This is a genomic window from Sulfitobacter sp. PS-8MA (assembly GCF_040933935.1).
Lineage (GTDB): Bacteria > Pseudomonadota > Alphaproteobacteria > Rhodobacterales > Rhodobacteraceae > Sulfitobacter.
The window spans coordinates 1827603-1839177 of record NZ_JBFQYJ010000006.1 but is presented as its reverse complement, the minus strand read 5'-3'; the positions used below and the strand labels follow the sequence as shown (position 1 = coordinate 1839177).

The window sequence follows — 11575 nt, the reverse complement described above, 5'->3', positions numbered from 1 at the left end:
CGGGCGTTAGACGTTCATCAGCAGATGTTCACGTTCCCAAGGCGAGATCACCTGTAGGAACTCTTCGTATTCGGCGCGTTTGACGATGGAGTAGACGCGGGCGAAATCGGCACCTAGGACCTCATGCAGCTTCGTGGCTTCTTCGAACAGATCAAGCGCTTCGCCCAGCACCTGCGGAATATCCCCTTCGCCGACATAGGCATCGCCCTTGAATTCGGGCAGCGGGTCTTTCTGCTGGGTCAGCCCCAGATAGCCACAGGCAAGGCTGGCGGCGATGCCAAGATAGGGGTTGCAGTCCATCCCGGCGAGGCGGTTTTCCACCCGGCGTGATTTCGGCCCCGAGAGCGGCACGCGGATGCCCGTGGTGCGGTTGTCGCGGCCCCATTCGAGGTTGATCGGGGCGGCGTGATCCTTGACGTAGCGGCGGTAGGAGTTGACGTAGGGCGCGATCACCGCGAGCGCGCTTGGCATGTGGTTTTGCAAGCCGGCGATGAAATGCCGGAAAGCCGCGGTCTCTTCCCCCTCGGCATTGGCAAAGATGTTCTCGCCGGTTTTCACGTCCAGCACCGAATGGTGGATATGCATGGCGCTGCCGGGCTCATCCGCAATCGGCTTGGCCATGAAGGTGGCGTAGCATTCATGCCGCATCGCCGCTTCGCGGATCAGGCGCTTGAAATAGAACACCTCATCGGCCAATCGCACCGGATCGCCATGCAGCAGGTTGATCTCCAACTGCCCCGCGCCGCCCTCCTGGGTGATGCCATCGATCTCGAACCCCTGGGCCTCGGCAAAGTCATAGATGTCGTCGATCACCGGGCCGAACTCATCCACCGCGGTCATCGAATAGGCCTGCCGCGCGGCGGCGGGGCGGCCCGAGCGGCCCATCATCGGCTTGATCTCATGCGCCGGGTCAAGGTTGCGGGCGACAAGGAAAAACTCCATCTCGGGCGCCACCACCGGCTCCCAGCCTTTGTCGCGGTAGAGCTGCACCACGCGTTTGAGCACATTGCGCGGCGAATAGGCCACCGGCTCATTGTTGCGGTCGAAAGCATCGTGGATCACCTGAAGCGTCCAGTCCCCGGTCCAGGGGGCGGCGGTGGCCGTGTCCATATCCGGGCGCAGGATCATGTCTTTCTCGATGAAGCCATCATCGCCTGCGGCTTCGCCCCATTCGCCGGTGATGGTCTGGTAAAAGATGCTGTCGGGCAGGTGGAAGTAATCCTGCCGGGCGAATTTCGACGCCGGGACGGCCTTGCCCCGGGCGATGCCGGGCAGGTCTGGGATGATACATTCCACTTCGTCCAAGCGGCGGCCCTCAAGATAGGCGCGCGCCGCTTCGGGTAATGCCTCTGTCCAATCGTCGGCCATCAGGCCCTCTCTTTCCTGTTGTCTTTGAAGAATGCGGCCATTTGGTCCGCGATTTTATGGTTATCAATCGGGCCGCCCAAGGCGGCGGTCGCCTGTTCCAACTGGTGGTCTGGCACCACGCCCTTGCCCCGGGTCTTGATCAACCCGTCGATGAAGTCATGGTCAAACTCAGGATGCGGCTGCACCGTCCAGATGCGGTTGTCATAGGCCAGTGCGGCATAGGCGCAGAAGTCGGATGAGGCGACGACCTCGGCCCCTTCGGGCAGGTCCACCACCTGATCCTGATGCCATGCATTCAGCGCCAGTTTCTCGCCGCCCATGTCATATTCGGTGCGCCCGATGGACCAGCCGTTGGTGAATTTCTCGACCTTTCCGCCAAGCGCTTGGGCGATGATCTGATGGCCAAAGCAGACGCCGATCATCGGGCGGCCATCGGCATAGGTGTCGCGGATGAAATCCTCCAGCGGCGGAATCCAGTCGTGGTCCTCATAGGCGCCGTGTTTCGAGCCGGTGATCAGCCAGCCGTCGGCCTCGCGCACGCTCTCGGGCAGGATACCGTCGACGACCGAGAAGATCTTGAAGTCAAAGCCATGGCCGTCCAGCAGCTTGGTGAACATTTCGCCATAATCGCCCAACTCCTTGCGGAATTCATCGGGGGAATGGCCGGTTTGCAGAATGCCGATTTTCATGAGGGTCACCTGTTACACGGTGTCGAGATAGATCTCGACCTGCTCTTGGGGGGTCAGTTCCTGCATGTAATGCAATTCCTGCCGTTTCGTCAGCACGAAGTTGCGCACCATTTCGGGCGCGAAGATGCGGGCGACATGGGGGCAGGCTTCGAACAGATCAATCGCGGTTTTCCAGTCGCTCGGCATCTGCGGCAGATCGGCGGCATAGGCGTTGCCGGTGATCGGCTCCGGCGGCTCCAGCCCGTCTTCGATGCCGTTGATCGCAGCACCCAACACGGCGGCCAGCATCAGATAGGGGTTCACGTCGCCGCCCGAGACCCGGTGTTCGATCCGCCGCGCCTTATGGCTGCCCGAAGGGATGCGGATTGCCGCGGTGCGGTTCTCATAGGCCCAGCAGACGCCGGTGGGCGCATGGGCGCCGGGCACCATCCGGTCAAAGCTGTTGGCATGGGGGCAAAAGACCAGCGCAGAGCCTTCCATCGCGGCCATGCAGCCCGCGACCGCATGGCGCATCATGTCGGTGCCGCGGGGGCCACCATCGTCAAAGACGTTGTTCCCGTCCTGATCCAGCACCGAGAAATGCGTGTGCAGGCCGGAGCCGGAGTAGTCCTCATAGGGTTTCGCCATGAAGCTCGCGGCAAAGCCATGGCGCCGGGCCAACCCTTTGACCAGCATCTTGAAGAGCCAGGCATCATCCGCCGCCCGCAGGGCGTCGTCGCAATGCATGAGATTGATCTCGAACTGCCCCAGACCCGCTTCCGAGATCGCGGTGTCGGCGGGAATGTCCATTTCCTCGCAGGCGTCATAGAGATCGGTGAAGAACAGATCGAACTGGTCGAGCGCGCGGATCGACATGGTCTCGGCGGCCTTGCGGCGCTTGCCCGAGCGCGGGCTGAGCGGCACCTGAAGGTTGCGGCCCGAATCGTCGATCAGAAAGAATTCCAACTCCACCGCGCAGACCGGCGTCAGCCCGCGCGCCTTGTAGCGGTCCAGCACCGCCCGCAGCGCATGGCGCGGATCGCCGGGGTAGGGGCGGCCATCTTCGCGGTACATCCAGATCGGCAGCAGGGCCGAGGGCGCGTCGAGCCATGGCATCGGCATAAAGCCCCGCTCGGTCGGTTTCAGCACGCCATCGGCATCGCCGGTTTCAAAGACCAGCGGGCTGTCGTCAATGTCCTCGCCCCAGATGTCGAGGTTCAGCACGGAGACCGGAAAACGCGTGCCTTCCTCGGTTACCTTATCGGCGAACCGGGTGGGGATGCGCTTGCCGCGGGCCTGCCCGTTGAGGTCAGCCGCCGCCACGCGGATGGTGCGGACTTGGGGATGTTTGCGAAGCCAATTGTTCATACGTCACCTGCAAGGGCGGTGGGCATGTCTTGAGGCCATTCGCTCCCTGCAAAAAGAGGGCGAAAGCGGTCGACGCCCACGCGCCGGATAATTTGATCAAATACTTGGTACTACCGGATCAGATTAGGACGCAAGCGAATTTTACGGCGTTCTGTTTGGGGCAGATGGCGGTTGAGCCGGGAATTGATCAAACCGAAAACCCCGATGATGCAGAGCGTCAGCAGAATGAAATAGCCTGCAAGGATCGGGTAGGGCACGAAGGGGTTAAAGGTCTTGTCGGCGAAATAGCTCGCATAATAGAGCGCATCGCCGCGTTGCTGCCAGGCCGGGAAACCGCTGAAAAACACCAGTGTGGTGGCGTGAAACAGAAAGATCGCCTCATTGGTATAGGCGGGCCATGCCAGCCGCAAAGACGTGGGCCAGATCACCCGGCGAAAGCGCGACCAGCCCGACAGACCGTAAGCATCGGCGGCCTCCACATCGCCCTTGGGGATGGATTGCAACGCGCCGTAGAAAATTTCGCCCGAATAGGCGGCAGTGTTGAGAAAGAGCACGATCAGCGCGCCGAGCCATGCGGCGGTGAAAGGCGCGAAAAAGGCGTATTCCGACTTCAGCGACAGGAACAGGAAGTAGCCAAAGAAGAACTGGATGAAAAGCGGCGAGCCGCGGAAGATGAAGATGAACCATTCGGCGGGCTTGCGGAACCACGGGTTTGCACTGGCCTTGCCGACGCCAAGCGCGGTGGCAAAGAAGAACCCGGTCAGCAAGGCAACCACGCCGAAGTAGATGTTCCAGATCATGCCCGAGCCGATCAGCGTGAACTGCTCGCAGAGGGTAAACCCTTCGCGCGGCAGCAGTCTCTCGCCATAGCCCAGCGAGCGCAGGCCGTAGTCTTGGATGGTTTGCAGACAGCTCATGCGCCCGCCCTCCGCTGGGCTTCGCCGCCGGTGGTGGCTTGGCCGCGTGTCAGTCGTTTCATCAAACGGTCCAGTGCCACTTCGGAAATGCGGGTGAAAAGCAGGTAGAAGACCAGCAGCGCCAGAAAATACCACATGCGGTAGTCGGGGTGCGGGTAATCGGTGAACCGCGGCGTCTTGGTGCCGCCAAGCTCGCGCGCCCAATAGACGATGTCTTCGACGCCCAAGAGAAACAGCAGCGGCGTGGCTTTGATCAGCACCATCCACAGGTTGCTGAGGCCCGGCAGGGCATAGACCCACATCTGCGGCACCAGCACGCGCCAAAAGGTTTGGCGGTGGGTCATCCCGTAGGCCGCGGCGGTTTCAAGCTGCGGATGCGGCACCGCGCGCATGGCCCCGAAGAGCACATTGGCGGCAAAGGCACCAAAGACGATGGCAAAGGTGAACACGGCGAGGGCGAAACCATAGGTCTCATGCACCCATTGCGCGGCATTGCCCAAAGGCATTTTCGCCGCCTGACAGACCACGAAATCATTGCCCTGACGGATCGGCATGTCCCAATCGGGGCAGAGCACCTTGTGGCGCAGATATTCGATGCCCTGATCGAGCGCGATGACGAAAAACAGGAAAAAGGCGATATCGGGCACACCGCGCACCAGCGCGATATAGCCCTTGCCAACCCAGCTGAGCGGCGCGAACCGCGCCCGCGCCAGCATCGCCCCGCCAAAGCCGAAGGCCAGCGCCACCGGGGCGGTCACGGCGAGCAGAAGCAAGACCTTGAGAAAGGACAGGTAGAAGGACATATGGACGCCGGTTGTCAGGTAACAGGCAGTCCAGAACCAGTCGTTCAGGAGCGATGGGTCGGTGCAAAAAGAGAACATATGCCCCCATGGGCTAATCCGCGCAAAGGTCTCGCGCAGGGAAGGTCAGGCGCGCCGGCTGCAGCGCGCCTGAGGTTGGATCACTCGTAGATGGTGGTTTCGTCGCCGAACCACTTTTTCAACAACTCGTTCAACGAGCCGTCTTCTTTCATCTCGGTGATGGCCGCGTCGAACGTCTCGCGCAGGTCTTCGTCGGACTGGCGCAGTGCCATGCCGATGCCTTCGCCAAGCGGCACATCGTCGCCCACGAACATCAGCTCACCGCCGGATTCCTCAACGATCGGCACGAGGTAGTCCTTGTCCGCGAAGACCGCATCGGCTTCGCCGTTGCGCACGGCGGCGACGGTCTCTTCCGGGGTGGCGAATTCGATCAGCGTGGCGCCGCTTTCGGCCACATGCGCGGCCTGAATGGTCGCGGTCTGACCGGCAACAACACCGCCTTCGATATCCGCGTCTTCAGAGGCCGCGACATAGGCCGAGGCGGTGGGCGGGTAGTAGTCCTGCGTGAAGGCCACGACTTCGCGGCGCTCATCGGTGATGCTCATCCCGGCCATGATGTTGTCGTAGTTGCCCGACACGAGGTTCGGGATGATGCTGTCCCAGTCGTTCTTGACCCATTCGCAGGTCAGCTCGGCGCGTTTGCACAGCTCATCGCCCAGTTCCCGCTCAAACCCGTCCACTTCGCCAGCGTCGTTGATGAAGTTATAGGGGGGGTAGGCGCCCTCGGTGCCCATGCGGATGGTCTTGCCGTGGCTTTCGGCAACGGCCATGCCCGCGGTCAGGCTCAATGCGGCTGTCGCCAGTAGAATCTTCTTCATTAGGTTGCTCCCTTTGGTTTTTTATTCACGCAGGCTGGGTTGCCGATAGGAACCCACGCAGACGTTCCGATTTGGGCGCGCCAAAGACTTCTTCGGGCGTCCCTTGTTCTTCGATCAGACCTTTGTGCAGAAACACGACATGATCGCTGACGTCAGCCGCCAGTTTCATGTCATGGGTCACGATCACCATCGTGCGCCCCTCTGCAGCGAGGTCTTTGATGACTTTAACAACTTCCTGTTCCAGTTCCGGGTCCAGCGCGCTGGTCGGCTCGTCAAAGAGCAGCGCTTCGGGCTCCATGCAAAGCGCGCGGGCAATGGCGGCGCGCTGCTGCTGGCCGCCCGAGAGCTGTGCCGGATAGACATCGCATTTGTCTCCGATGCCGACCTTGTCCAGATAGGCCCGCGCGGCACGCTCGACCTCGGCCCGGTCGCGACCCAAGACGGTCAGCGGCGCTTCCATCACATTTTGCAGGATCGACATATGCGCCCAGAGGTTGAACTGCTGGAACACCATCGACAGATTCGTGCGAATGCGCAGCACCTGTTTGGCGTCGGCCGGGCAGCGGTGGTGGCCGTCACCTTTCCAGCGCACCGGTTCACCCTTGAAAATCACCTCGCCCTGCTGACTGTCTTCAAGCAGGTTGCAGCAGCGCAGCAGCGTGGATTTGCCCGACCCGGACGACCCGATCAGAGAGATCACATGGCCGCGCGGGGCGGTCAGATCGACGCCTTTGAGAACCTCCAGCGCGCCATAGGCTTTGTGCAGGTTCTGGATCTGGATCACGGGTGTATCTGTGGTCACGGAAGCGGTCGCCAATCTGTCGTTTCAGTGCGCTATAAAGCGACAAAACGGGAATGATTGCAACGTCGTTTCCGAGGCCGAAGGAAGCGGGGTTTGCCTGACCCTAGGTCAATCCTCGGCGGCGACGCGCTGGCGGGCCATGGCGCTGTCGGTATCGGTGACCCCCAGCAGATTGGAGACCAGCCGCAGCAGCGCGTCTTCCTCGTCCGACCGGCTGCCGTCGGCCAGAACCACCTGCCAGAGGGTCTCGATCACGCCGAGCCGCTGCTCATAGGGCACCGCATCCTTGATCGCCCGGGTAAAGCGGACAGTATCAGGCGCCTGGGCTTCCAGCTCTTCGGCCTGCTTGCGCAGGGCGGTGGCACCGTCCTCGCTCAGCCCATAGCGCCGCGCGGCGATCCGGTCGATCAACTGGCGTTCGCTCATGGCGTAATCATTGTCGGACCGGGCGATGCGCACCAAAAGCGCGGTCAGCGCGAGGCGGGCGTCACTATCGGCCATGGGGTCGGGCTCGGGCTGGGTCAGCCGCTTGAGGAAATCACCAAACATGTTCTGCGATATAGTCCTGAGCTTGGGAAAGGCCAACCCATGCGGGGCCGGGGCGGCGCGCGGGGTGATCTAGAGCGAATTGACGGCCTTGGCACGGGCCGCGGCCATGTCTTCATCAGAAAGCCCGAGCGCCGTTTCGATGGCAACCAGCTGGATCTCTTCCTGTTCGTTGCGCTCCCCATCCGAAAGGGCCACCTGCCACATCGCCTCGCCAAGCGCCTTACGGTCGGCATAGTCGACCTCTTCGCGCAGGATCCGCGTGAATTCCGGCGTGCCGGGCGCGTCACGTTCCAAGGCTTCGCAGGTGGCGCGCAGTTTCGCTGCCTCGATGGGTTTGAGGCCAAAGGTCTGCGCGAGGATGCGGTCAATCTGGCCAATCTCGGAGGCGCGGTAGGTACGGTCGGCCAAGGCCACCCGCACCAGAAGCGCGCCCAAAGCCAGTTGCGCATTGGGCTGGGGCAGCGGCTTTGGCGGGGTCTTGCGGCGGGGGAACAATCGGGTCAGCATAGGGCTCACTTAACGCAGAAGATCAGCTTGTTCATGGGAAACTGCGCATGGCGCGGGGTGGTTCCTGAAACGGCTGTCGCGGCTTAACTGTCGTAGCCTTCGACGATCACCAGTGACCCATCTGCCACATTCAGGCGGATGTCCTTGGCGCGTTGGTAGCCGGGGCTTTCATAGCAGGCCACCGCATCGGCATAGCTTGCAAATTCCAGCACCACGGTGCGCGCGCGCATCTGCCCTTCGCGGATCTGCTGGGTGCCGCCGCGTACCAGAAACTTCGCGCCATAATCGGCAAAGGGTTTGGCATTGGCGGCGCGGTATTTGTCGTAGATCGCAACGTCGTGGATATCCATTGTGGCGATCCAATAGCCTTTGGGCATCTGTTATCTCTCCTGTTGGGTCAAAGTGGCAAAACGGGCGGTGAGGTTCTGCGCCTCATTGTCGAGCCCGTAGGGGGGATTGATCACGAACATGCCTGAGCCGACCATGCCATGCCCGGGCCGCGCCGGCGGGAAGCGCACTTCGTGGCGCAGCGCCTCGGGGTGATGGGCGGTAAGCGTACCCAGCATCGGCAGATGCGCGCCATTGGTCAGGATCGGATACCACAGGGCGATGATCCCGACGTTCCAGGCGCGGTGAAGCTTGGCAATCTGGCGGGGGATGATCTCGTAATCGGTCTTGATCTCATAGCTTGGATCAATCAGCAGCATCCCCCGCCGCGGCGTCGGCGGGGTGAGGGCAAAGGCCATTTCGAACCCGTCGCTGAGGTGGCATTTCACCGGGTAGGGCGACATCGCGAGATCAAGCGCGCTGTGCTCCTGGGGGTGCAACTCGGCCAGATGGATGCGGTCATCCGGGCGCAGGAGCTTGGCGGCCAAAAGCGGCGAGCCGGGATAGGCGCGCGGGCCATGGGCTTCGCGCAGGTCGTGCAGGACTTTGGCATAGGGGTGATCGGGCGCGAACCAATGGGCCACCTTGTCGATCCCTTGCCGCGCCTCCCCGGTCTTTTCCGCCGCCGCGTCAGAGAGGTCATAAAGCGCCCGCCCGGCGTGGGTTTCGAGATAGGTCAACGGCTTGTCTTTGCGGGTCAGATAAGACAGCATCCACGCCAGCAGCGCGTGTTTATGCACATCTGCAAGATTCCCGGCGTGGTAGATATGTTGATAGCTGAGCATGGCTCAGGTGTAGCGGATGGCGTGGCGGGCGCAATGCGAAAGAGGGGCGGCAGGATGCCGAGCTCCTGCGGCTGCGGCTTGAGGCCGGGCTAGATGGGGGGCACTCGATAGCGAAAAGGCCCGGCGTAAAGCGCGGGCCTTCTGTCTTACACTAAGCGCGACACATCCTTCGCCGCCCGCACGAAATCCTTGAACAGGGGATGCGGATCGAAGGGCTTCGATTTCAGCTCTGGGTGAAACTGCACCCCGATAAACCACGGGTGATCCGTCCACTCCACGATCTCCGGCAGCTTGCCATCCGGCGACATGCCCGAAAACTTCAGCCCGGCCTTCTCCAGCTGGTCTTTGTAAGCAACATCAACCTCATAGCGATGCCGGTGCCGCTCATCAATTGTCGTGGTGCCATAGGCTTCCGCCACCCGCGAGCCTTCGACCAAGGTCGCGTCATAGGCGCCCAAACGCATGGTACCGCCCTTGTCATCATCGACCGCGCGCGCGACTTTGTAATTGCCCTGCACCCATTCCTTGAGGTGATAGACCACCGGCTCAAACCGCTTTTTCCCGGCCTCATGGTCGAACTCTTCCGACCCGGCCGTCTTCAGCCCCGCCACGTTGCGCGCCGCCTCGATCACCGCCATCTGCATGCCAAGGCAGATGCCGAGATAGGGCACCTTATGCTCGCGCGCATATTGCGCGGCCTTGATCTTGCCCTCGGTCCCGCGCTCGCCAAAGCCGCCGGGGACGAGGATCGCATGGAAGCCTTCAAGATGCGGGCCGGCGTCCTCACTGTCGAAAATCTCGGCATCGACCCATTCGACCTTCACCTTGACCCGGTTCGCCATGCCGCCATGGGTCAGCGCTTCGGCGATGGATTTATAGGCGTCCTCAAGCTGGGTGTATTTGCCCACGATGGCGACTTTGACCTCGCCTTCGGGGTTGTAGATACGGTCGGCCACATCTTCCCAACGGGTCAGATTGGGCTTGGGCGCCGGGGTGATCTGGAAGGCATCCAGAACCGCCTGATCCAGCCCCTCGCGGTGATAGGCCAGCGGCGCCTCATAGATCGATTTCAAATCCTGCGCCGCGATCACAGAGTCGGGCCGCACATTGCAGAAGAGCGCCAGTTTCTCCCGCTCTTTCGCCGGGATCGGCCCTTCAGAGCGGCAGACCAGAATGTCAGGCGCAATACCGATGGAGCGCAATTCCTTGACCGAGTGCTGGGTCGGCTTGGTCTTCAACTCGCCGCTCGCCTTTACAAATGGCAGCAGCGTCAGATGCATGAAGATACACTGGCCACGCGGCTTGTCCTGAGAGAACTGGCGGATCGCTTCAAAGAAGGGCAGGCCTTCGATATCGCCCACGGTGCCGCCGATCTCGCAGAGCATGAAATCGACCTCATCATCGCCGATCTCGATGAAGTCTTTGATTTCATTGGTGACATGCGGAATGACCTGAATGGTCTTGCCCAGGTAATCGCCCCGGCGTTCCTTCTCCAGCACCGTGGAATAGACCCGGCCCGAACTGATGCTGTCGGTTTTGCGCGCCGCGACGCCGGTGAAGCGCTCGTAATGCCCAAGGTCCAGATCCGTCTCGGCCCCGTCATCGGTAACGAAAACCTCACCATGCTCAAAAGGCGACATCGTGCCGGGGTCAACGTTCAGGTAAGGATCAAGCTTGCGCAGACGCACCGAAAAGCCGCGTGCCTGAAGCAAAGCGCCCAAGGCCGCCGAGGCCAGCCCCTTGCCCAAAGACGAGACCACACCGCCGGTGATGAAGATATAGCGTGCCATGTGATCAGAGACCCCCGTGAAATCAAAGTTTGTTGCAGGCAAAAACCAACCAAACGCGCTGCGGAAAACCGCAGCACCACGGGATTTAAGCCTTATAGGATTCGGATGTTCAAAGCAAGGCCCGCCGCAACATGATGTTGCCAAGCCGGGCCGTGCCTCAAGGTTTTGTGTTTGCTAGGTTAATCAGCCGCGGGGACCAAAGGCGTGTCACTGTCTGCCGACGGGGGCAGCAGATCATTGCCCGAGGGCAAGGCCGGGCTGCCGTCCTGGTTCTGCGCCGGCGGTGTCGCGCTCAGCCGGTCGATTACCGAAGAACCTGCAGATTTCTCAGCCGCGATGATGGTCAGGGTGATCGAGGTGGCGATAAAACCGATGGCGAGAATCCAGGTCATCTTGCCCAAAGCCGTCGCGGCAGAGCGACCCGAAACAGCGCCACCGCCGCCCCCGATACCAAGGCCGCCGCCCTCAGACCGTTGCAGCAGCACCACGGCGATCAGGCCAAGGGCCAGAATCAGGTGAATGATCAGAACGACATTTTCCATGGGCAAGACTGCTTTCGGTTTTGGTTGGCGGGTATCTATGCGTCTTTGCCCATGGGGGCAAGGGTGGATTGGCGCAGAGCGGCGATCCGATCAGCTACGACGGAGATTAAGGGGGCCGCGAAACCGCGCCACAAGCAAAGACCGCCGCATGGGGACGGCGGTCTTTTGAAGCAGTACTCAACCACAGTATGTA

13 protein-coding genes are annotated in these 11575 nt (G+C 61.5%); all 13 read right to left on the bottom strand.

Going from position 1 to position 11575, the window contains the following annotated elements; genetic code table 11:
* Window positions 1-6: 6 nt before the first annotated feature.
* Entirely contained in the window at window positions 7-1368 is a 1362-nt protein-coding gene (locus tag AB4M76_RS13010) for a glutamine synthetase family protein (protein ID WP_368442306.1), read from the bottom strand.
* Window positions 1368-2057 (bottom strand): type 1 glutamine amidotransferase, encoded by a 690-nt coding sequence (locus AB4M76_RS13005; RefSeq protein WP_368442304.1) that lies wholly within the window; start codon window positions 2055-2057, stop codon window positions 1368-1370. The genes AB4M76_RS13010 and AB4M76_RS13005 overlap by 1 nt, the downstream gene beginning before the upstream one ends.
* Window positions 2058-2069: 12 nt before the next feature.
* Window positions 2070-3404 carry a glutamine synthetase family protein gene (locus AB4M76_RS13000; protein WP_368442303.1) on the bottom strand — a complete coding sequence of 445 codons (1335 nt, stop codon included), beginning with the start codon at window positions 3402-3404 and terminating at the stop codon, window positions 2070-2072.
* A 110-nt stretch (window positions 3405-3514) separates the two neighbouring features.
* Window positions 3515-4321 carry an ABC transporter permease gene (locus tag AB4M76_RS12995; protein ID WP_368442302.1) on the bottom strand — a complete coding sequence of 269 codons (807 nt, stop codon included), beginning with the start codon at window positions 4319-4321 and terminating at the stop codon, window positions 3515-3517.
* Window positions 4318-5202, bottom strand: a complete 885-nt coding sequence (locus AB4M76_RS12990) for an ABC transporter permease (protein WP_368442301.1) — start codon at window positions 5200-5202, stop codon at window positions 4318-4320. Before AB4M76_RS12990 ends, AB4M76_RS12995 begins: the two co-directional genes overlap by 4 nt.
* Window positions 5203-5282: 80 nt before the next feature.
* Window positions 5283-6020 (bottom strand): transporter substrate-binding domain-containing protein, encoded by a 738-nt coding sequence (locus AB4M76_RS12985; RefSeq protein ID WP_174860057.1) that lies wholly within the window; start codon window positions 6018-6020, stop codon window positions 5283-5285.
* Between the two features lie 25 nt (window positions 6021-6045).
* The gene (locus tag AB4M76_RS12980) at window positions 6046-6822 is read right to left on the bottom strand and encodes an ABC transporter ATP-binding protein (RefSeq protein WP_368442300.1); all 777 of its coding nucleotides are present in this window, start codon (window positions 6820-6822) and stop codon (window positions 6046-6048) included.
* A gap of 108 nt (window positions 6823-6930) precedes the next feature.
* A complete protein-coding gene (locus AB4M76_RS12975; RefSeq protein WP_368442299.1) occupies window positions 6931-7371 on the bottom strand; it encodes a TerB family tellurite resistance protein in 441 nt (146 codons plus the stop codon).
* A gap of 69 nt (window positions 7372-7440) precedes the next feature.
* Window positions 7441-7878, bottom strand: a complete 438-nt coding sequence (locus tag AB4M76_RS12970; protein WP_368442298.1) for a TerB family tellurite resistance protein — start codon at window positions 7876-7878, stop codon at window positions 7441-7443.
* Between the two features lie 83 nt (window positions 7879-7961).
* Complete coding sequence (locus AB4M76_RS12965; protein ID WP_368442297.1) at window positions 7962-8255, bottom strand: DUF1330 domain-containing protein; 294 nt, start codon at window positions 8253-8255, stop codon at window positions 7962-7964.
* A gap of 3 nt (window positions 8256-8258) precedes the next feature.
* Window positions 8259-9050 (bottom strand): 23S rRNA (adenine(2030)-N(6))-methyltransferase RlmJ, encoded by a 792-nt coding sequence (locus tag AB4M76_RS12960; protein ID WP_368442296.1) that lies wholly within the window; start codon window positions 9048-9050, stop codon window positions 8259-8261.
* 146 nt (window positions 9051-9196) lie between these two features.
* The gene (locus AB4M76_RS12955; protein ID WP_368442295.1) at window positions 9197-10840 is read right to left on the bottom strand and encodes a CTP synthase; all 1644 of its coding nucleotides are present in this window, start codon (window positions 10838-10840) and stop codon (window positions 9197-9199) included.
* Window positions 10841-11019: 179 nt separating this feature from the next.
* On the bottom strand, window positions 11020-11382 hold the full coding sequence (gene secG, locus AB4M76_RS12950; protein ID WP_368442294.1) for a preprotein translocase subunit SecG: 363 nt from the start codon (window positions 11380-11382) through the stop codon (window positions 11020-11022).
* Window positions 11383-11575: the final 193 nt, after the last annotated feature.